Annotated in this window: 17 protein-coding genes and 1 pseudogene; 3 read left to right on the plus strand and 15 right to left on the minus strand. The window is 70.4% G+C overall.

Going from position 1 to position 21691, the window contains the following annotated elements; genetic code table 11:
* Positions 1–31 precede the first annotated feature (31 nt).
* The 13 genes and pseudogenes from LK409_RS12495 to LK409_RS12555 form a co-directional block, all read right to left on the minus strand.
* On the minus strand, positions 32–1165 hold the full coding sequence (locus LK409_RS12495) for a hypothetical protein (protein ID WP_003810658.1): 1134 nt from the start codon (positions 1163–1165) through the stop codon (positions 32–34).
* Positions 1158–2873, minus strand: coding sequence for an ATPase, T2SS/T4P/T4SS family (locus tag LK409_RS12500; RefSeq protein WP_010928777.1), 1716 nt, complete (start codon positions 2871–2873; stop codon positions 1158–1160). The genes LK409_RS12495 and LK409_RS12500 overlap by 8 nt, the downstream gene beginning before the upstream one ends.
* On the minus strand, positions 2870–3376 hold the full coding sequence (locus tag LK409_RS12505; RefSeq protein ID WP_226376563.1) for a hypothetical protein: 507 nt from the start codon (positions 3374–3376) through the stop codon (positions 2870–2872). Before LK409_RS12505 ends, LK409_RS12500 begins: the two co-directional genes overlap by 4 nt.
* Positions 3351–4625: a type 4b pilus protein PilO2 gene (locus LK409_RS12510; protein ID WP_010928778.1), complete on the minus strand. Its 1275-nt coding sequence runs from the start codon at positions 4623–4625 to the stop codon at positions 3351–3353. The genes LK409_RS12505 and LK409_RS12510 overlap by 26 nt, the downstream gene beginning before the upstream one ends.
* A gap of 3 nt (positions 4626–4628) precedes the next feature.
* A complete protein-coding gene (locus tag LK409_RS12515; protein ID WP_010928779.1) occupies positions 4629–6206 on the minus strand; it encodes a hypothetical protein in 1578 nt (525 codons plus the stop codon).
* Positions 6203–6964: a TcpQ domain-containing protein gene (locus tag LK409_RS12520; protein WP_010928780.1), complete on the minus strand. Its 762-nt coding sequence runs from the start codon at positions 6962–6964 to the stop codon at positions 6203–6205. The genes LK409_RS12515 and LK409_RS12520 overlap by 4 nt, the downstream gene beginning before the upstream one ends.
* Before the next feature lie 177 nt (positions 6965–7141).
* A complete protein-coding gene (locus tag LK409_RS12525) occupies positions 7142–8497 on the minus strand; it encodes an amidase (protein WP_003810643.1) in 1356 nt (451 codons plus the stop codon).
* Positions 8494–10128: an ABC transporter ATP-binding protein gene (locus LK409_RS12530; protein WP_010926762.1), complete on the minus strand. Its 1635-nt coding sequence runs from the start codon at positions 10126–10128 to the stop codon at positions 8494–8496. Before LK409_RS12530 ends, LK409_RS12525 begins: the two co-directional genes overlap by 4 nt.
* Positions 10121–10951, minus strand: a complete 831-nt coding sequence (locus LK409_RS12535; RefSeq protein ID WP_003810639.1) for an ABC transporter permease — start codon at positions 10949–10951, stop codon at positions 10121–10123. The genes LK409_RS12530 and LK409_RS12535 overlap by 8 nt, the downstream gene beginning before the upstream one ends.
* A gap of 17 nt (positions 10952–10968) precedes the next feature.
* Positions 10969–11907 carry an ABC transporter permease gene (locus LK409_RS12540; RefSeq protein ID WP_370448382.1) on the minus strand — a complete coding sequence of 313 codons (939 nt, stop codon included), beginning with the start codon at positions 11905–11907 and terminating at the stop codon, positions 10969–10971.
* A 58-nt stretch (positions 11908–11965) separates the two neighbouring features.
* On the minus strand, positions 11966–13540 hold the full coding sequence (locus LK409_RS12545) for an ABC transporter substrate-binding protein (RefSeq protein WP_010926763.1): 1575 nt from the start codon (positions 13538–13540) through the stop codon (positions 11966–11968).
* Positions 13541–13587: 47 nt separating this feature from the next.
* Complete coding sequence (locus tag LK409_RS12550) at positions 13588–13947, minus strand: AtuA-related protein (protein WP_161780343.1); 360 nt, start codon at positions 13945–13947, stop codon at positions 13588–13590.
* A pseudogene (locus LK409_RS12555) lies at positions 13940–15316 on the minus strand (acyclic terpene utilization AtuA family protein). The gene LK409_RS12550 and the pseudogene LK409_RS12555 overlap by 8 nt, the downstream one beginning before the upstream one ends.
* 96 nt (positions 15317–15412) lie before the next feature.
* Here LK409_RS12555 and LK409_RS12560 point away from each other — a divergent pair.
* A complete protein-coding gene (locus tag LK409_RS12560) occupies positions 15413–16363 on the plus strand; it encodes a LysR family transcriptional regulator (RefSeq protein ID WP_003810628.1) in 951 nt (316 codons plus the stop codon).
* Positions 16364–16594: 231 nt separating this feature from the next.
* On the opposite strand, the gene LK409_RS12565 is transcribed toward LK409_RS12560, so the two are convergent.
* Entirely contained in the window at positions 16595–17815 is a 1221-nt protein-coding gene (locus LK409_RS12565; protein WP_010928782.1) for an ISL3-like element IS1001 family transposase, read from the minus strand.
* Between the two features lie 226 nt (positions 17816–18041).
* On the opposite strand from LK409_RS12565, the gene LK409_RS12570 reads away from it, so the two are divergent.
* Complete coding sequence (locus LK409_RS12570; protein ID WP_010928783.1) at positions 18042–19451, plus strand: RNA polymerase factor sigma-54; 1410 nt, start codon at positions 18042–18044, stop codon at positions 19449–19451.
* A gap of 28 nt (positions 19452–19479) precedes the next feature.
* Here the strand turns inward: LK409_RS12570 and LK409_RS12575 are convergent, their stop codons facing one another.
* On the minus strand, positions 19480–19896 hold the full coding sequence (locus LK409_RS12575; RefSeq protein WP_010928784.1) for a hypothetical protein: 417 nt from the start codon (positions 19894–19896) through the stop codon (positions 19480–19482).
* 257 nt (positions 19897–20153) lie between these two features.
* Between LK409_RS12575 and glgA the strand changes: the two genes are divergently transcribed.
* A complete protein-coding gene (gene glgA / locus LK409_RS12580) occupies positions 20154–21686 on the plus strand; it encodes a glycogen synthase GlgA (RefSeq protein WP_010928785.1) in 1533 nt (510 codons plus the stop codon).
* Positions 21687–21691 lie beyond the last annotated feature (5 nt).

A 21691-nucleotide genomic window follows, 5' to 3' on the forward strand; every position in this document is an offset into this window, starting at 1 on the left:
TCCTCCTGCGTGAAGAAACGCCTGCCGAGGCTTATTGGCTGGCGTAGAAACTGACCAATGCGCGCCGTAGATCGTCGATGGCGGCGTAATGCCAAAACGCCAGGGCCAGCACCGCCCCGACCGCGCCCAGCAGCAGTACCCAGCGCAGGCCCTGCGCCTGGCGCCGCAGGCGCGGCAGCATGTGCGCCTCGACCCGCGTGCGCGCCCGCGCCAAGCCGTCGGCCAGGCCATGCGCGGCGACCATGTCGGCCATGAACCAGGCGTGCGCGGGTTCGAACAGCCCGGTATCGAACACGCTGGCATCGACCACCCCGGCGTCGACCCGCAGCAGCATGCGCTCGAGGTGCCAGGCCAGCCACGGCGGCGCGTCGGCCCCCTGGACGAGCAGCGCGGTGCGCAGGCGCGTGTCGATGTTGCCCCGCTGGCGCAACAGCACGGTGGCCAGCGCCAGGAAGCGGATCGCCTGCATATCGCGGTACAGGCGCCATGGCTGCCAGCGGTCCAGGAACACGCGCGCGCGCCCGGCGTAGCGGGGCAGCGACCAGCACACCAGCGCCACCGCCGCCGTCAATGCCGCCACCGCCGCTGGCCAGGCCGCTTCGACGTACCTGGCCAGCGCGAACAGGCCGGCCGACCAGGCGCCGTGGTAATCCGGCGGCACGGCCTGGAATACCAGGCGCAGGCGCGGCGCGCTGAAGGCCGGCACGGCCGCCAGCAAGGCGCAGGCCACCGTCATGGCAACCAAGCCGGCGGCGATCGTCACGCAGAACTCGCGCCGCATTCCCTGCGTCAGGCGGGTCAGGTGCGCCAGGTCGCGCAACACGATGCCCAGCGCGCCGCCGCCCGCCGACTGCGCCAGCGCCAGCAGCGTGCAATCGCCTTCGGGCAGGCAACGGGCCCAGGTGGCGCGCAGGTCGCCGCCGCAATCCTGGTAGCGCTGCAGCCAGCGGCGCGCCAGGCGGCCGCGCACGCTCGCCTCGCCATGGCGCGCCGCGTCGGTCTCGAAGATGTCGCGCAGGGTCTGGCGCCCCTGCAGGCCTTCCAGCATGTCGGCCAGGTATTCGTAGTAGTCGCCCCGCTCGGCGCCGAAGCGCCATGCGTCGAGCCGCTGGCCCAGCGCGCCGGCCGCGCGCCACGCCAACGCCAGCGCCGCGTGCTCAGCCATGGCCGTCCTCGGCGCCCACCGGCGTGCGCAAGGCGGGTGACAGCGCGAAACAGCGTTCGACCAGGCGCGGATCCACCACGCCTGCTTCGACCTTGCGCCAGGCGCAATCGACTGCCCGCAGCGGCGCGTCGGGCGGCTGCCGGCGTGCGCGCCGCCCCAGCAAGCGGCGCAGCGCCGGATTGTCGCGCCGACGGATGAGATCGAGCAGGACGGCGTCGGTTTCCGGCTCGAGCAGTTCGGCGACCACGGTGCGCCCCGCGTAGCCGCGCAGGGCCGGCAGACCGGCGCCTGCGCAGGCCGCGCAACCGGCGGGATTGCGCACGCGCGCCTGCGCCAGCGCCACGCCGGCGCGGCGCAGGCGCGCGGCCCAGCAACGCCACGCCAGGCGCTGCGCGTGGGACCGGCCGGCGCCGCGGTGCCACAGCATGGCCAGGGGCAAGGCGCATGCCGGACACAGGCGCGGCAGCAAGGTCTGGTAGACCAGCAGCTTGAGCACGCCGGGCGTGGCCAGGAAGTCGCGCGACACACCGATGAAGTCGGATGCCAGGCGTTCCGGAATCAGCAAGGCGGAGCCGGCGTGCGTCGTGGTGTAGAGGCTGACCCCGGAGCCGGCCAGGTCGGTGAAGACGCGTCCGGTCTGGCGATCCCGGACCTCGCCCAGGTACAGGTCGTGCATGGCCGAGCGCTTGATGGTCAGCAGCTTGGCATCGAACGGCGCGCCGGCCTCTCCTTCCAGCGAGCGGCTCACGCTGTTCTGCAGGGCGTTGGCGATGGCGTACTCGGCCGAGTCTTCCAGGGTGACCAGCTTGCGCTCGGCCGGCAGGCCGCGCAGCATGGTGGCGATGGTGGTGGACTTGCCGGCCCCCACCGTGCCCGCCAACACCACCGCCCCGCCAGCGCGCTGGCAGGCGCGCTCGAGCGTGGCGGCCTGCGCCGGCAGATAGCCCAGTTCCGCCAGGCTGGCCCCGCCTTGCGGCGGGTCCTGGCGCAGGATGCGCAGGCATACGGACGGACCGTGATCCGTGGCCAGGGAGGCCCAGCGCAGCACGACCGGCACCTCGTCGACCTGCAGCGCGATGCGTCCCTGCTGTTCGGCACGCGGATCGAACACCGCGCCGTTGCCCGCGCGCACGTCCATCCAGGCCACCGCGAGGATTTCGAGCAGGCAGGCATGCGACAGGCCATTGAAGCATGGCGCGGCCACATAGGCGCCACCCACGGTATAGCGAACCTGCGCGGTGGCGGCGCGTCGGTCGGCGTGCAGGTGCAGATCGCTGGCGCCGTGGCGCACGCCCCAGCGCACCATGTCGAAGAACAGCGCCTGCAGCGCCGTGCGCCGTTGCGCGGGATGGTCGGCCGCATGCAGGCCCGGGGCGCCAGCCGCCTCGCGCGCCACGGCCAGCAGCAAGGGCGACGGCAACACATAGCGCGCCGGCGCCGCCAGCCGGTAGCCGCGCTTGCGCATGAGGCGCTCGAGTTCGTCGGCCTGGTCGCCATGTACGTAGTCGGCCAGCGCGAACAGGGCGGCGTAGCTGCCTTCGAGCAGCACCGGGCACAGGCGTCCCGCCAGGGCGCCGAGGTCGAACTCCCGCGCCAGCGCACGCACGAACGCGGGACGCAGGCGGCCCAGCGCCTCGTGGTCGGCCACGAAGGGAGCAAGCGTGGTGCACGGGCTGTGCAAGACCGGCCTGTGGGATCGGATTCTCATGGCGCGGCCCCTGCGGCAGACGCCGCGCCGTTGTCCAGGCTCGCGGCCGCAGCCAGGCAGGCGGTACGGCGGACCGCGCCGCTGCGCAAGTGCACGCATGGCACGGCTATGGCTTCGAGCTGGTAGCGGGCCTCGGGCGCCTGGCCGGACGGCCTGCGCTGGCCCGCCAGGTAGCGCCAATGGCGCCGGTTGATGGAGACCTCCGCGCGCAGCGCAGCGCCGACGCCGTAGATGGCCAGCAATACGATGCGGTCGGCGCGCGGGCCCGGCGCCGCCGGCGCTGCCTTGCGCGCGGCTGGCGCGTCGCTCCACGGCGCCGGGGCTGCCGGTCGCGGCGGCTGTGCGGCCGCCAGGGTTTCGCGCCGCAGCAGCTCGCGCACGGTATCGGCGTGCGGCCAGGGTGCGGGCGGCGCGGCCGGCTGGGCCTGCGCGGCATGAACCGTCAGGGCCGATACCAGCGCCGGCAGGAAGGCCCCGCTAGGAACGTGAAGTCGTCTGCTCATAGAGGGATCCTTGAAGATGCAGCGACAGCACGCTGGCGCGCAGCGTCGCGATCGCGTCCGGGACCACGCGCAGGGACACCGTGGCCCATCCGATGGGCGCCGGCAGCGGCCACACCAGCGCCAGCGAACGCAGAGGCCCGTCGAGCACGACCTCGCGCCGGCGGAGCTCGGGCGCGGCAGGCGGCGCGAGCTCGGGCGGGCCATCCCAGGCCGGGCCGGCCAGCGCCTGCGCGGCGCCCACCGAGACATGCGTGAAGGCGGCGCTGGCACGCTGCAGCGTGGCGGCCAGCGCCAGCGTGTCGGCCGGCGAGGCCGGCGCGGTGCGATCCAGCCCGTGCTGGTCGCCGGCCAGCGTCCAGGCCACGCGCGTATGCTCCAGCGTATGCAGCCGCATCTGCCAGCCGGGCGGAACCGCGGCGGCAAACGCCAGGCTGGTGGCCGCCGCATCGACGCGGTGGTAGTCGGCGTCGCAGTGCCACGCCGGGCCCGGCACGCATTGCGCCTGCCGCAGCGCCCAGCCGGCGACCCGCAGCGGCAAGGCCTGCAAGGTATCGAGCACCCGCGCCAGCTCGCTGCTGGTATGCACCGGCCAGCCGCGCAGGAACTCCGCTTGGGCGGCGCGCCAGACGGCCCGCGGATCGGGCGCGGCGGGCGGCGGCCCCTGGCGCAGGCCGCGCCACAACGAGGCGCCGCCGGCCACGGCCAGCGCCAGCACGACCGCTCGCGCCGCTACCGGCGCACGCGACCAGCGCGAGGCCAGCGGCGCCAGGCGCGCGGAGGGATCCGGCCTGGCCAGCAAGGTATCCAGCGCGGCCTGCGCCGGCACCTCGCGCAGGTCGGGACGCTGCGCCAACAGCGTGCGCAGGCAGGCCTGCGCCTGCGCGACATCCGCAAAGAGCCGGTCGGCGCTGGCAAGCACGGCGCCGTCCTGCACGGCGATCAGCCAGCCCTGCCCGTCCGGCAGGCTGGCCACGCCGGCCTGCGCGCCATCCGGGTGCAGACTGGCGTACGCCTGCGCCGCGCTGTGGAGCGCCAGCGCGCCATAGCGGCGAGGCAGGCGCGCGCAACCCGCGGCAACCGCGTGCCGGCCGCCCACCAGGTAATGTGTGGCGCGCAAGGCGCGGGCGCGGGCCCGCCCCTGCAGCGCGGCGTGACTGCCCAGCACGGCGAACCATGTCAGCCCGAAGGCCAGCATGGGCCCGCCCTGCGTCTGCTGCAGCACCAGCGGCGGATGCGTGGCGGCGCGCATGGCTCAACCCTCGTCGATCTGCGCGGTGACCATGACCACGGTCGTGACCCGCTCGCGCGCCGTGCGGTCGTGCCCGCCGGCCGCGAGCGGCGCATCGGGAAACAGGCGGTGGCGTTCGTATTGGTCTTCGCTGTGGTCGAAGCCCGACAGGATGACGGGCTGGCCGGGCAGCAGCTCGACCTGCTGCACGATGCCGCTGCCGTCGATGGCGATCTGCTGCAGCGACACTTGCTGGCCGCCCTCGCCGAAGGTCAGGGTGCGCAGCGGCTGGGCGATGGTGTTGTCATAGGAAATGGAGAGCAGGATGCGGCCGTCATCGCGCGCCTTGGGCAACAGCGTGAGGAACGTGCCCACCGTCTCGCGCTTCTGCTGCACCGCCAAGCCGGGCACGGCATCGCGCCCACCGGGCGCCGCCGCGGTCGGGCTCAGGCGCTGCACCTGGTCCACGTAGGAAAATGTGGTGCGCACGGCGTGGGTGACGGCGCGCCGGTTCAGCGTCAGCATGGGTATGCTGCGATGGCGCAGTACCGCTCCCATGGTGCTCAACGCGGCGATCAGGGCGCGCGCGTCGCGCCAGGGCCCGGCCAGCACGCGGGCCCCGAGCGCGCCTGCCGCGCCTGCCCCGCCGGGCATGACGTACGACGCCGCGGCGCGCGCGCTGGCGTAGACCGCCTGCCAATCGATGCCGCCTTCGGCGGCGGCCGTGGTGCGCACCGTGAGTTCTTCGAACACCAGGCGTACCCGGCGCGTCAGGGCGCGGTTCTCGCCTTGCAGGTATTTCTCGATGCGCGCGAGCGCCTCCGGCGTATCCGTGACCGCGAGCGTGCTTCCGCCCGCCTCGATCTCGGCGATGACGCCGGCGCGCGTCAGGAAAGCGGCGACGCGGTCTCGCACGGCCTGCAGCGCCTTGCCGGCGTCGGCGCTGAGCACCGTGCTCGAGGCATGGCCGAAACTGCCCGTCTCGCCGCTGCCGGCGCGGCCCAGCCGAGCCTGCGCGCTGGCTGCCAGCGCCAGCGTGCGCACATCGAAGACCCGCGTTTCGGTGCGGTAGAACTCGATGGCGCCGCGATGGTAGCGCCAGTGCACGTACAGCTGCGCGGCCAGCGCGTCGAGCGTGTCGGCCAGCGGACGCGGCCCGGCGCGCAGTTCGGCCTGGGCGGGAGGCTCGGCCGCCAGCTCGGCCGGCCCCGCCAGGCGCGGCAGGAAGGCGGCGCGCGGCAGCAGCGCGTCGGGATGCACGCGCACGGCGATGCCGGTGGCGCGATGCAGGCGCTCGGCCAGCACGAGCAGCGTGGCCTTGCCCGCGAACAGCAGGGTCGTATCGACATCGGCGCGCAGCGCCGGCGGCAGCAGCACCTCGCGTGCCAGTGGCTGGGCGCGACCGGCCAGCCAGGGCCGCGCGACGTCCTGGGCGGCTTCGCGCGCCGGCCGCTCGCCGGCCCGGCCCACGGCCTGCTGCCCTTCGAGCAGGCGTGCGCGCAGGGACGTCGCGGCGTCGCGCATGGCCTGCATCTGCTGCGACAGCGAGCATCCGCCGAGCGCCAGCGACAGGCCCGCCATGGCCAGGCGCCGCGCCTTCATGTCAGCCCCGGCGCGGCGGCGCGCGTGCGGTCGCAGGCTTGCGCCAGCGGCACGACGCGCAGTACGCGATTGGCGTAGAAGCACGGCTGCGCCGGCGGCTCGGACAATTCGGTGGCCGCCAGCAGCGCGCGCACGGCGGTCTTGAAATCACCCGGAAGTTCGGCCTTGCCCGCCAGCGGAATATCGACGTCGAGGGCCCAGTGTTCGGCCTCGAACGTCCAGCCCGCGGCGCGCGCCCAGCGCGCCAGCACGGCCCGCAAGGTCAGGTCGGGCGGCGCGGCCCGAAAGCGCGGCGCCGGCGGCGCGGCCTCGGCGGCCTCGGCGGGCGCGACGGCGGATGGCGTGGCCGGGACCGGGGCCGGCCCCTCGGCGCGGACAACCGGCGCGCCCGCCGGAATCGGCGCGCCGCTGCGCTGTATGCGCGCGACATAGCGGCCGCCGCGCAGGCTGAGCGCGGGCCAGGCGCCGTCCACGACGATGTAGGGGTCGCGGCGCAGGTACGGCACCGGACGTTCGCCGCCGGCGCCGTGCGCGAAGATGGCCGGTATCGGCTGGCCCGGCGCGAACTGCAGCCAAATGCGCCGCGCATCGTCGAACACCTGCAGCGGCGCCACCGCCGGGTCGCCCGACAGTTGCCAGTCGAAGCGGTACTGGCCGGCCGGCGCCTCGTCCCAGGCGGCCGCGACGGCGGCCGGGCGCGGGCCCGCGCAGGCCTGCAAGACGGCCAGCAGGCACACTATGGACAGCGATCGAACCATGCGACTTTCCTGGCAAGGCGGCGCGACGGCCGCGGGATGCCAGGCATGGTGACGCAGCCGGCGGGGCGCGCCTAGACCGACATGTACGCATGGATCAATCGGGCACCATGCCTTGCCAGGCGATCTGCATGGCCATAAAAAAGGCCGGCCAGCGGCCGGCCCGCAGCGCGTCGCGCCCTACGCATATTCCTGGTAGGCGCGCCCCAGCGACATCACCAGCCGGTCCGATTCGGGCAGGCCGACGATCTGCAGGGAGGTCGGCAAGCCGTGCGCCCCCGAGCCGTTGGGCACCGCCAGCGCGCAGCAGCCGAGCCACGCCGGCATGCGCGTGTACACCGCCGGGTTGTACGGCGACTGCTCCAGCCCCGCAAGCGGCTGCGCCACGCACGGCGTCGTAGGCATCAGCAAGGCCTTGACGCCGGCCATCGCCTGCGTGAACGTATCGATCATCGCGCTGCGGCGCCCCAGCAATTCGGCATAGGCGGCGGCATCGTACCGGTCGCCCACCAGGAAGCGCGCGCGCACGTCCTCGTCCATGCCGGACAGTGGGTCGTGGACGTACTTCCCGGCGAATTGCAGGCCTTCGCAGGCGATCAGCGTGGAGGTCAACTGGGCGAACGCTTCCCGGTCGAACGGCAGCGCCAGCTCGACCAGCGTCGCACCCATCGCCTCGAAGGCCCGCAGGCTTTGCGCATAGGCGTGCGCCACCTCGGGCTCGATGGCGCCCAGCCATTGCGCGCCGAGCACGCCGATACGCGCGTCGCGCACGCGCGCCACGGCCTGCGAACCCGGCTGCGCGGTGTCCGTGGCGGTCTTGCCGGTCAACAGGTCGTCGAGCATCTGCACGTCTTCGACGGTGCGCGCCAACGGTCCGATGGTGTCCAGGGTGTGGCTGAGCGACATGACGCCCGCGCCGCTGTGGCGCCCCATGCTGGGCCGCATGCCGGTCAGCCCGCAGAACGCCGAAGGAATGCGGATCGAGCCGCCGGTGTCCGTGCCTACCGCGAAGGGCACCATCTGCGCGCCGACGGCGGCCCCCGATCCGCTGCTCGATCCGCCCGTCGCGCAGGGCACGTCCGCGCGCAGCGGATTGCGCGGCGTTCCCATGCGCTGGTTGGTGCCCCAGCCGCCGAACGCGAATTCCACGGTGTGCGTCTTGCCCAGCAGGATCATCCCGGCATCGAGCAGCGCACGCACGTACTCGGCGGTGGCGCCGGCCTGCCGCCCCGCGCCGGTGCGCGAGCCATAGGTCGTGAATCTGCCGGCCACGTCGACGATATCCTTCACGGCGAACGGAATGCCATGCAAGGGGCTCAGGCGCTGCCCTTGCGCCAGCGCCTGCGTGGCCTGGCGGGCCGCGTGCCGGGCCTCGTCCTCGTAGACGGCCACGAACGCCCCGATCGCGGGATTCAGGTCCTGGATGCGGCGCAGGAAGACGTCGGTCACCTCGGCGGGCGTGAACGCGCCCCGGGCGATCCCCCTGGCGAGCTCGGCGACGCCGGCCCGGGCAATATGCTGGTCAGTACTGGTCATGCCTGTAGCTCCATGGCGGGTTCCGCCGCCTGGCCCACGCGGCCGGGCAGCGAATCGAACAAGTGGCGGGTATAGGGGTGCTGGGGCGCATGGATGACTTGCCGCACCGGGCCCAGCTCGAGCAGGCGCCCTTTCTGCATCACGCCGATGCGGTCGCAGACCTGCGCGGCCACGCGCAAGTCGTGGGTAATGAAGATCATGGCGAATCCCAGCCGCTTCTGGAGATCTTCGAACAGCTCCAGCACCTGCGCCTGCACCGACACGTCCAGCGCCGACACGGCCTCGTCCGCGACGATCAGGTCGGGCTCCATCGCCAGGGCGCGCGCAATGCAGATGCGTTGCCGCTGCCCGCCCGAGAACTGGTGCGGATAACGCTGCAGGCCGTCGGCCGGCAAGCCCACCAGGGCCATCAATTCGGCCGCGCGCGCGCAGGCCGCCTTGCGGTCCACCCCGCTTTCGATCGGGCCTTCGATCAAGGCATGCAGAATCCTGCGGCGCGGGTTCAGCGACCGGTAGGGATCCTGGAACACCATCTGCACGCGGCGGCGCACCGCCCGCAGCGCCTTGCCCGACAGCCCCGCGATGTCCACGCCGTCGAAGACGATCCGGCCCGACGTGGGGGCGTGCGCCCGCGTGATGCAGCGCCCCAGGGTCGACTTGCCCGAGCCCGACTCGCCGACAACGCCCAGGGTCTCGCCCTTTTTCAGCGTGAAGCCGACATCGGCGACGGCATGCGTGCGCCGCGCCGGGCCCAGCAGGCCGCGCGACTCATAAACCAGGTTCAGGCCGCTAACCGACAGAAGTTCATCGGACGACGCGTTCTGCTGCGTCTTGGGCACGCCGCTCGGCACCGCGGCCAGCAGCTTGCGGGTGTAGTCGTGGCGAGGCGCGTCCAGCACCTGCCCGGCCGGCCCCTGTTCGACGATGCGGCCCAGCTGCATCACGGCCACGTGGTCGGCGATATCGCGCACCACATCGAAGTCATGCGTGATGAACAGCACCGCGCTCGAATGCTTGGCCAGCAACTGGCGAAACAGCTTGAGCACCTGCGCCTGGGTCGTGACGTCGAGCGCCGTGGTGGGTTCGTCGGCGATGATCAGCGCGGGCTCCAGCGCCAGCGCCATCGCGATCATGATGCGCTGGCGCTGCCCGCCCGACAATTGATGCGGGAAGGCGTCCATGAGCGCCTCGGGGGTGGGCAGGCGCACATCGCCCATCAGCTCCAGCACCCGCGCCCGCACTTGCCCGGCGCCCAGGTCCGGCCGGTGCACCTGCAACACCTCCGCGATCTGGCGTCCCACGCGCATCAGCGGATTGAGCGAGGTCATGGGTTCCTGAAACACCATGGCCATGCGGTCGCCGCGCAGCGCCTGCATGCGCGCCGGCGACGCCGCGGTCAGGTCTTCGCCATCGAGCCGGATGCTGCCGGCGCTCACGCCCAGGTTGCCCGGCAGCAGCCCCATGACGGCCGACGCCGTCAGCGACTTGCCCGACCCCGATTCGCCCACCAGGCACAGGATTTCTCCCTGGGCCAGGCTCAGCGTGACGTCCTGCACCAGTGTCCGCGCGCCGGCGCGGATGGCCAGGCCGGACACCTCCAGCACCCGTTGCTTCGGTGTGTTCTCAATCATTTGCGCGCCTCGCGAGTTTCGGGTCCAGGCTGTCGCGCAGTCCATCGCCCAGCAGGTTCACCGCCAGCACGGTGACGGCCAGCAGCAGGCCGGGCGCCACGGTGGCCCACGGCGCGCGCTGGAAGACCGGCCGCGCCTCGGCCAGGATGTTGCCGAAGGTGGGGATCTCGGGCGGGAACCCCACGCCCAGAAAGCCCAGCACGGCCTCGAGCAGGATCGCCGCGGCGAACACGTAGCTGGCCTGCACGATCAGCGGCGCGAAGCAATTGGGCAGGATGTGCCGCCAGACGACCTTGGGATACGGCACCCCGAGCCCGACCGCGGCCTCGACGTAGGGCTCTTCGCGCACCGAGAGCACCACGCTGCGCACCAGGCGCACCACGCGCGGAATCTCGGGCACGGCGATCGCGATCACGACCGAGGCCAGGCTGGCGCCGAACAGCGATACCAGAGCCACCGCCAGCAGGATGCCGGGAATGGCCATGACGCCGTCCATGATCCGCATGAGGACGCGGTCCATGATGCGCGAGGCCCCGGCCACCAGGCCGATGAGGGTGCCGATCGCAATCGTGATGACGACCACCAGCGCGCCGATGGCCAGGGACATGCGGCTGCCATGCACGACGCGGGAGTACACGTCGCGCCCGAGCGCATCGGTGCCCAGCAGGAAGGCCTCTCCCGGCGGCGTCAGGCGCATGCGCGGCTGCATCATCGCGGGGTCCATGCTGGCGATCCAGGAAGCCGCGACGCTGATGGCGACCATCAGCAGCAGCACGCCGCCTCCCAGCAGCGCCAGTCTGTTGTGGCGAAGAATGGATGTCATGTCTCGTCTCCGGATCGTCAGTAGCGGATCCGTGGATCGATGACCACGTACAGCATGTCGATCAACAGGTTCACCAGGATGTAGACGCAGGCGAAAAAGAGGATGACGCCCTGGACCACGGGGTAGTCCCGCGACAGCACGGCGTCGATGGTCAGGCGGCCCAGGCCGGGCAGGTTGAACACGCTCTCGGTGATCACCACCCCGCTGATCAGGAAGGCCAGCCCGATGCCGATGACGGTGACGATGGGAATCGCGGCGTTGCGCAGCACGTGCTGCGACAGGATGCGCAGCGACGGCACCCCCTTGGCCTTGGCGGTGCGCACGAAATCCTCGTTCAGGGCTTCCAGCACGCTGGCGCGCGTCACCCGCGAAATCAGCGACATGTAGAAGATCGCCAGCGCCAGGGTGGGCAATACCAGGTGTTGCGCGGCCAGCCAGATATCGTCGGTGATGCTGACGTATCCCTGCACCGGCAGCCAGCCCAGCCAGACCGAGAACATGAGTATCAACAGGTACCCCACCACGAAGCTGGGCAGCGAGAAGCCGATGACCGCGTAGATCATCACGACCCGGTCGACCAGCGTGTTGTGGCGCCAGGCCGCCAGCACGCCCAGCGGCACCGCCAGCAGCACCGTGACCACCAGCGCGCTGAGCGACAGCACCAGGGTCGATTCGAGGCGCTCGCCGATCAGCGTCGCCACGGGCTGCTTGGTGACGATGGATGTGCCGAGGTTGCCCTGCAACAGATCCCACAGCCATTGGGCATACTGGCCCAGCAAGGGGCGGTCCAGCCCCAGGTCGGCGCGCACGCTGGCGACCACCTCGGGGCTGGCCATGTCGCCGGCGAGAATCGTGGCGGGATCGCCGGTCAGCCTGACCAGCAGGAACACCACCGTCACCACCACGAGCACCACGGGAATGGCGCTGGCCAGGCGCAGGAACAGCAACCTCAGAATTTGCACGAAAACGATCTCCTACGTGCTGCGCGGCGCCATGGCGGCGCCGCGCGGCGACTCAGTTCTTGGATATTCCCCAGAATACCGTCACGGGCGCGTCCAGCAGCGGCGTCACGTTGCTGCGGCGGGCGGCGTAATTGCTGTAGGTACCCAGCGGAATATAGAAGACCTGGTCATAGGCCAGCTGCTGTATCTTCGCGGCGATCTGCTGCCGGCTGGCGGGCTCGGTGGCCTGCGCGTACTGCGTGCGCAGCGACTCCATCTCGGCGCTCTCGGTCCAGCCCGCGTATCCCTCCTTGCCGCGGCCATCGAGGTTGAGGTTGGCGATGGGCGACATCAGGTCCAGGGTGTTCCAGCTGCCGTAGGCCACGCTCCAGCCGCCCTTCTCCACCGGGTCCTGCTTGCCGCGCCGGGTAAGGAAGGTCGCCCAATCCATGGACTGGACTTCCGCCTTCATGCCGATGGAGCGCAGGATCTGCGCCGTGAAAGGCGCGATGGCCGAGGTGGGCGGATAGTCGGTGGCGTGCAGCACGACCGCCTTCTCGTTCTTGTAGCCGCTTTCCTTGAGCAAGGCCTTGGCGGCGTTGAGATCGGCCTCGTCGTCCTGGGACACCACGCCCGCCGTGCTGGCCAGCGGCGAGTCGCAGCCGAACATGGCCCAGCACACGCGATAGGCCTTGGGGTCGCCGACCTGCGCATCCATGTAGTCGCGCTGGCTCACCGCATGCAGCAGCGCCTGCCTCACCTTCTGGTTGTTGAACGGCGGCTGCAGCCAGTTCAGGCGCAGGGTCGGCGTGGTCGTGCTGGCCAGTTTCTGGATGACGACGTCCTTGCTGGCCTGAAGCGTCTGCACCACGTCGGGATACACGGTCTGCACATAGTCCACCTCGCCCTTGGCCAGCGCATTGGCCTCGGTCTGGATGTCGGGCAGCGACAGCCAGACGACGCGGTCCACGTTCACGACCTTGCCGCCGGCCAGGCCGCTGGGGGGCTCGCTGCGCGGAACATAGTCGGTGTTGCGCTCATAGACGACCTGCAGGCCGGGGCGGTACTCCGACGCCACGAAGCGAAACGGCCCGGACCCGATCACCTCGGTGATCGCCTGGCTGGCCGGCGCATCGGCGATGCGCTTGGGCATGATGAAGGCCGGCAGCGAACTGGCCTTGCTCAGGCCTTCGATGACGGCGCCGAAGGGTTGCTCCAGCACGATCTCGAACGTCTTGTCGTCCTTGGCGGTGATTTCCTTGGCGGCGGCCATCATGCGCAAGCCGGTCAGGTCGCGTTGCGCCCAGCGCTTGATCGACGCGACGCAGTCGGCCGCGGTAACCGGGCTGCCGTCATGGAACTTCAGCCCGTCGCGCAAGGTGAAGCGGTAGACCAGCTTGTCGGGGCTCACGCTCCAGGTGCTTACCATCTGTGGCTGCGGCTTGAGCTGCGCATCCAGCGCAAACAGCGTGTCATAGACCATGTAGGCGTGGTTGCGCGTGATATACGCAGTCGTGCCCACCGGGTCCAGCAGCCTCAATGGCGCCTCGGCCGCAACCTTGACTTCCTGTGCCAGGGTGGTCGCGTGCGGCACGGCCGTGCCGATAGCCAGCAGGACGGCTGCATAGGTACTTTTCAGGTATCGCATCAGGGGGCCCCTTATCAGTTGAGTTGTTATAAGCGGACTGACCGTCCTCAGCCGGGCGAACCGGCCAGGCGGCAGACCAGGTCGGACGGAACGGCGATTTCCGTCTTCAGGATCAAATAGGACAGCGCCTTGCCATGCGCGTCGAGGTTAAGCGCGCCATTGACGCCGCCGTCGAGCACGGCGTCCAGCACGAAGTTCATGGCGCCCAGCTTGGGCAGCAGGTAGCGCTGCGCCCCGGCCGGCCGTCGATGCGCGAATTGCGCCAGCACCACCTCGGGCGTCAGCTGTTCGACCAGCAAGGGATACAAGGCGCGATCCCAGGCGATCACGCTGATGTTCGAGCGGTCGCCTTTGTCGCCGGTGCGCGCGTGCGCGACGCGAAACAGGGGAACAAGCACATCAGACATCGGCATCCACCATTTCGAATCCGGCGCGCACCAGGTCGCGCGGCAGCAGGCATGAAACCATGTCCAGCCGCGGCGTCAGCGTGGTGCGCACACCGCCGCCGCCGGCCGGGCCGCAACAGTAAAGCGCGGTCACTTCGCGCGTCAGGCGCATGGCGTCCTGGCGCGTGACGGCGTGCGCCGCCAGGCGCAAGCGCACGTCCTAGCCATCGCCCGCCGGCGCGCCGGCCAGCAGGCGTCCGGCGTCGTCGCCGAAAATGCTCACGTGGCCGATCAGGTCGGTGCGGATGCGCAGGTCGGCCAGCCGCTTGCACACGACCTCGGCGGCCAGGCGCGCGCGCGCCTCGGCGCGCGGGCCCGCGTATGAAATCTCGCCCTCGGCCAGCCAGCCGCCTTCCAGGCACACGTTGACCTTGTACGCCGCCGGCCGGGGGTGGCCGCGCACGCCGGTGAGCCGGACCTGGTTGTCCGCCACGCGCCGGACCTCGGCCTGCGAAATGTCGGCAACCACGTCGGGCGTCAGATAGCCGGCAGGATCATGGACCTCGTAGAGCAACTGCTCGATGACGGTGGCCTCGTCGACCAGGCCGCCCGTGCCATCGGATTTGCCGATGATGCAATGGCCGTCCTCGTCGATCTCGGCGACCGGAAAGCCGACCTGCTCCAGCCCGGGCACGTCCTTGTAGCCGGGGTCGGCGTAATAGCCGCCGCAAACCTGCGCGCCGCATTCGAGCAGATGCCCGGCCATGGTGGCGCGTCCGATGCGGTCCCAGTCGTCGGCTTGCCAGCCGAAATAGGACATCGCGGGGCCCACCGTCAGCGACGGGTCCGCCACGCGGCCGCACACCACGATTTCCGCGCCATGGTCCAGCGCGTCGCGAATCTGTTCGCTTCCCAGATAGGCATTGGCGCTGACGATGCTGGAGGGATCGTATTGCTCGCCCAGGTACTCGGCCAGCATGCCGGCATGCTGCGCGCCGGAAACATCGTCGCCCTTGACCACCGCGATGCGCGGCTTGCGCAAGCCCAGCCGCGCGGCCATGCGCAGGATATGGCGCGCCGCGCCTTCCGGATTGGCGGCCCCGAAGTTGCTGACGATGCGTATGCCGTGCGCCAGGCAGCGCGCCAGCACCGGTCCGAGCATGTCCTCGAGCAGCGGCTCGTACCCGGCCTGGGCATCGGCGCGCTTGCGCAGCTGCGCAAGCGCCAGGGTGCGTTCGGCCAGGGTCTCGAAAATCAGGAAGGCTCGGCCGTTGGCGGGAACGCCGCCCAGGCGGGCGATCAGCGTATCCACCACCGGGCCGGCGGCGTCGACACGGTCGCCCGAGAAGCCTGCGGCGCAGCCGATCAACAGGGAAGGGAGTGAACGCATTGCGGAATCACGAAGTGACAATGGCAGCCAGTTTAGAATCGGCAGTACGATAAGAAAAATCGATTTTTTGGATTGATTAATAGATACTTCAAATCAATGAGACCACAGGCCGATCTGTCCACCCGCCAATTGCGCGCCTTCGTCATGCTTGCCGACCTGCGCCACTTCACCAAGGCCGCGCAGGCATGCCATTTGTCCCAGCCCGCGTTCAGCGCACTGATCCAGTCCCTGGAGGCGACGCTGGCCATGCAGCTGTTCGATCGCAGTACGCGGCGGGTGGTGCTGACGCAGGAAGGCGAGCTGTTCGAGCCCCTGGCGCGCCGGCTGCTGGCCGACCTTGGCCACGCCATGACGCACATCGCCAGCTTCGTCGAGTTGCGGCGCGGGCGCGTCCATGTCGCCGCCCTTCCCTCCCTGGCGGCGGGATGGCTGCCGAAAGTCCTGCATGAGTTCCACGCCGAGCACCCCGACATCGAACTCATGCTCTCGGATGTCCTGTCCGACGAGTGCATCGAACTGGTGCGCAGCGGCCAGGCCGATTTCGCGCTTGCCTCGCGCGGCATCCGCGCCTCGGACCCCGCGGTCCTGCATGCGCGTGAGCTGTGCAGCGACACGTTCCACCTGATCTGCCGCAAGGACCATCCGCTGGCGCGCGAGCCGCGCCTTACCCTCAAGCACCTGGCGCCGTGGCCTTTCATCCATCTCACGCGCAACAGCAGCGTGCGCCAGACGGTGGAAGCGGCGCTGCGCCCGCAGGTCGCGAAAACGATACTGGAAGTCGCGCAGCTCGCGACCGTGGCGGGCATGATCGAAGCCGGGCTGGGCATCAGCGTCGTGCCGACCTTCACGCTGTACCAGTTCGAACGACCCGGCCTGCTCATCCGCCCCATCTCGCTGCCGGGCCTGACGCGCCAGATCTACATCGTCCGCCGGCAGGAGGAAAGGCTGTCGATCGCCGCGCAGGCGCTGTACGACCTGGTGGTCGCGAAACTGGGCACGCCTGCGGCCGCCAAGCCGCGGCGACGCCGGACGGAAAAAGGCCGCTGATCGCCGCGCGCCGGTCCGCGTAGGGGCAGATGCCGCCCCCCCGGCAGGCGGGCGTCGATGGCATACGGCAAGTGTGCCTGTCCCGGCGGGGACAGGCACCCAGCCGCAGATGTCAGTCCCCATGCCGCTGGCGCATGACGGCGTGCCTGTCCCGGCGGGGACAGGCACCCTGGCCGCAGGTGTCGCTCCCCCTGCGGGCACAGGCACCGCGTCGCACGCCCAAAAAAAGGTTCATCGCGCATTGCCGGGGAAGGCGGCACGGATTTTGAGGAAGAAGTATTCCTGGTCGCGGTAGCCGTAAGCGCGCCGCTTGATGACCTTGATAGTGTTGTTGATGCCCTCGACAATGCTGGTGTTCAGGGGATGTCGGCATCTGGCCAGGATGCCGTGCAGATAGCCTTTCAAGCGCTGAGCGAAGGTGTTCAAGGCGGCTATTCCGCTTTGCTCGGCCTGCTCGTACCAGTGGTTCCAGGCTTGTCTTGCCCAGGCAGGTCTTTGGTAGAACCAGAGCCGTTTGAGTTCGTCACGCAGGACATAGACCGTCAGCAGCGGCTGGTTGGCTTGCAGCAATTCGTCGAGCCGGACGGCCTGCTGCCGATCCAGGTTGTCACGGTTGCGCAGCAGCAGCCAGCGACTCGATTTGATGATCCTGCGTGCGGGACGATCCTGGCGTAGTTGATTGGCCTGATCCACGCGCACCCGATCAATGACCTCTCGTCCATACTTGGCCACGACATGGAACAAGTCATAGACGATCTCCGCCTGTGGGCTGTGGGCCTGGATCTCCAACTCGTAGGCGGTGGTCATGTCGATGGCAACGGCCTTGATGCGTTGGGCGGCCCCAGGCGGCAATTGTTCGAAGAACGCCCGGGCCGTCTCGCGTGAGCGTCCTGGGCCAATCCACAGCACCTGCCTGCTGATCGGATCGACCACCACTGTCGCGTAGCGATGCCCTTTGTGCAGGGCAAACTCGTCCATCGCCAAATACTCGATCTTGGACCAATCCGGTTCGCGCACCGACGCACGCAGCCGAGCCTTGTCCAGCGTCTTGACGGTATGCCAACCCAGCTCGAAGAACCTCGCCACCGCCTGCACGTTGCTCGATTGCAGCAATTGGCTGCAGGCCTGCGCCAGCCGATCCGTCACCCGTTGATATCGCCCCAGCCAGGCAAGCCGCTCCAGGCGCGGGCCGCCGCATTGCTCACACCACAAGCGTCGGCGCGGCACGTGCAGAACGACCCGATACTCGAATAACGGCAGATCTCGCACCCGTCGAACCGTGGTCTCATGCACCTGGCGACACCGCGCGCCGCACTGCTCGCACAGCATCACCTTGGCCGTTGGCTTCAAATAGATCGACAGCGTGCGCCCTGGGTCTTCGGGCCATTCCACGCGTTCGACGCCATAGCCCTGCCAGCCTCCCAGCGACTCCAGCAACTTGCGATCCAGCATCTCCCTGCACTCCTGATGGCAAATACCTGCCGTCAAGAATACGAAAACTTGCCAAACCCCTCCACGCTATTGCGCGATGAACCAAAAAATACGGCGACGTTGTAACTCCTGGCTCCGCCGCGCGCTGCCGTAACGCCGCGCCCCGAGAGGAGCGCAGGCTGGCACCGATCTTGCGTACTCCTCTGGTATGTTCCCGCGCCCAGGCGCGTCCCTGTCGGAGGAAAACTTGAGCCACGTCCTGCAGGATCTGCGGCTGCGCCAGCAAACCACGCTGGCGCCACGCCTGCAGCAGTCCATTCATCTGCTGCAAATGTCGGCGCTGGAGTTCACCACGACGGTGCAGCAGGCCCTGGCGACCAATCCGTTCCTGGAGGACGCCGACGAGACCGAAGCGCAGGACGACGCGCCGGCGCCGCCCGCGGCGTCCGAGCCGCCCGCGACATCCGAGCCGCCGCCCGAGCCGCCCTCCTATGCCGGCGACTATCCCACGCGCAGCGCCGCCGCCCAGCCTGGCGTGGCCAGCGACGCGGCGGCCTGGGTGCCGGCCACCCTGAGCCTGCACGAACGCCTGTCGCAGGCGCTGGGCGCCTATGTGCTGAGCGAACGCGACCGTGCGCTGGCCGAGTTCATCGTGGATGGACTGGATGACGACGGCTACCTGCGGCAGGAATTGGCCCAATTGGCCGGCGTCGCCGATTTCGACCCGCCGCCCGACGCCAGCGAATGGCAGGCGGCGCTGCACCTGGTCCAGCAACTCGATGCGCCGGGCCTGGCCGCGCGCGACCTGCCCGAATGCCTGGCCCTGCAGATCCGCGCCTGTAGCCGGCTCGATCCGGCCGTGCGCGACGCCGCCCTGGCCATCGTCGCCGCCCACCTGCCGCGCCTGGCGCGCAGCGATTACCCCGGCATGCGGCGCGCGCTGCGCTGCAGCGAACCGGTGTTGCGCCAGGCGTGCGGGGTGATCCGCGGCCTCGACCCCAAGCCCGGCCGCCGCTATGCGCACGAACCGCCCAGCTACGTCGTGCCGGATGTGGTGGTCAGCAAACAGCGCCAGCAATGGCTGGTGGTGCCGAATCGGGGCGCCATGCCGCATGCCCGGCTGCACCAGGCCTATGCCGACCTGTTCCGGCGCGCCCGCATGGACGAGCGCAGCCCGATGGCGCAGGAGCTGCAGGAAGCCCGTTGGCTGGTGCGCAATGTCGAGCAACGCTACGCCACCATCCGGCGCGTGGCCGAGGCCATCGTGCAGCGCCAGCAGATGTTCTTCGAGTTCGGCCAGATCGCGCTGCGGCCGCTGATGCTGCGCGAGGTGGCCGACGAGCTGGAGATGCACGAGTCCACGGTCTCGCGCGCCACCGCCAACAAGTACATGTCGACGCCGCGCGGGGTGTTCGAGTTCCGCCATTTTTTCTCGCGCGAACTGAGCACCGAATCGGGCGGCACGTGTTCGGCCGCGGCCGTGCGCGCGCTGATCCGCGAATACATCGACGCGGAAGACCCGCGCATGCCCTTGTCGGATGTGACCCTGGCCAAACGGCTGGCCGGCGACGGCATCGTGGTGGCGCGCCGCACGGTGTCCAAGTACCGGCTGCAGCTGCGCCTGCCCGCCGCCGACACGCGCCGCCAGTACTACTGACGCGCGCCGGCGCGGACCGGTCCCGCCGCTACTTCGATCCGCCCGTGTTGGGGTATCCCGGCGGCGGCGAAGCGCCCTGCGCCGGCGTGGCCGGCGGGTTGTCGTTGATGTCGGGCTGGCGCCGCGGCATGTCGCCGCGCGTGTCGTTGCCGCGATGCTCGTTCATGTGCTGCTGCGGCGTCTTGGGCATCCCGTCGTGGGTGGTGGTGCCGGGCGCGGGCGGCACCTGGCCCGGCGGCACCGGCCGGTTCGGCGGCACGGCCGTCGAATCGTTGGGCGTGGTCGAAGGCGTGGTCGGCGCGGTGCCGCTTTGCGCCAGGGCGCCGCCATGCGCCAGCAGCGCGGCCATGGCGCCGGCAACCAGGTAAATCAGGCTTCGTTGCTTCATATCGATGTCCTCCAGGTAAGGCCCCTCCATTTCGCAAGCGGCGTGCCTGTCGGCCACGCGGCCCGTCGCCTGCGTTGCAGCGCATCACTGCTGGCGGCGGCAAATATTGCGCGCCGACCGACGAGGCGGAATTACCGGCGCATGCAACAACGGCGCAGCGCCGGCAGCGCGCGCCCCGCCGATACGCGGGCTCGCAACGGCCGCCGACGACCGGATACGGCTGGCGAACAACCCGGGCACGGCGCTTGCGGAACCAGCGCATCGGCCCGATCACGTCCCTGTTTGCGGCGCGGGCATCCTCTCAGGGAGCTTGCATGACGACCATACGTACCTTGGTGGTGGCCGCGGAGGCGTTTCCGCTGGCCAAGACGGGCGGCCTGGGCGACGCCGTGTCGGGCATGGTGCAGGCGCTGGGCCACCGGCCGGGCGGTGTGGACGTGCAGTGCGAGTTGCTGATGCCTGCCTATCGCGGCACGCTGGATATGGTGTATCGGCCGCGCACGGTCGCGCGGCTGGGCGGACTGCCCGGCGGCCCGGCCAGCCTGGTGCGCGGCCATTGCCCGGGCTCGGGATTGTCGGTGCTGCTGCTGCGCAACGACGCGCTGTACGACCGGCCCGGCATTTACGTGGACGACAGCGGCCAGGGCTACCCGGACAATGCCCGCCGCTATGCGGCCCTGGCCCACGCGGCCGCCCGGCTGGCGCAGGGCCTGCCCGGGCTGCGGCCGCCGCACGTGGTGCACGCGCACGACTGGCATGCCGCGCTCGCGCCGCTGCTCATCCACGCGGCCGGACTGCACTACGTCAAGACGCTGCTCACCATTCACAACCTGGCGTTCCAGGGTACGTTTCCGGCCGAGCTGGCTAGCGCGCTGGGCATCCCGCTGGCGTGCCGGCACGACGACGGCGCGCTGTCCGATGACAGCGTGAATTTCCTCAAGGCCGGCATCCGTTATGCGACCCGCGTCACCACCGTCAGCCGCGCCTATGCGCGCGAGATTCTCACGCCGGCGTTCGGCTGCGGATTGCACGGTTTGCTGCGCGCGCGCGGCGCCGACCTGAGCCCGGTGCCCAATGGCATCGACACCGCGCTGTGGAATCCGGCCGCCGACCCGCATCTGGGCGGCCTGCGCTTCGACGCGCTGGATATGCGCAACAAGGCCTGTTGCAAGGCCGCGCTGCAGGCCGAGCTGGGCCTGCAGCCGCGCGCGGACGCGACCGTGCTGGCCATGGGCAGCCGCCTGACCGGCCAGAAGATGGCCGACGTGGCCATCGCCGCCCTGCCCGCCCTGCTGGAGGCGCACGAACACTTGCAGTTCGCGCTGATCGGCCGCGGCGAGCCGGCCCTGGAGACGGCACTGCGCGCCCTGGCGGCGCGCTACCCGGGCCGTTGCGCGGTCCACATCGGCTACGACGAGCCGCTCGCCCACCGTTTGCACGCGGGTGCCGACCTGCTGCTGCACGGCAGCCGCTTCGAGCCTTTCGGCCTGACCCCGTTGTACGCCATGCGCTACGGCACCCTGCCGGTGGCCTCGCGGGTGGGCGGCATGGTCGATACCATCCGCGATCCCGGCCCGGCGGTCGAGGAATCCTGCGCCGGCCAGGGTACGGGCTTCCTGTTCGATGGCAGCGAGCCCGCCGATATGCAGCTGGCCGTGGCGCGCGCGCTGCGCGCGCTGGCCAAGCCGGCGGTGTGCGACGCCATGCGCCGCAACGCCATGCAGGCCGATTTCAGCTGGCGCGCTTCGGCGCAGGCCTATGCGGGCCTGTACGCCAGCCTGGCCAGCGCGCCGCAGCGCGGCCGGGTGCCCGCGCCCACGCTGCCGCTGCTGGCCAACGCGGCCTGAGGCAC

The organism is Bordetella parapertussis, from assembly GCF_020735925.1.
Classification (GTDB): Bacteria; Pseudomonadota; Gammaproteobacteria; order Burkholderiales; family Burkholderiaceae_B; genus Bordetella; species Bordetella pertussis.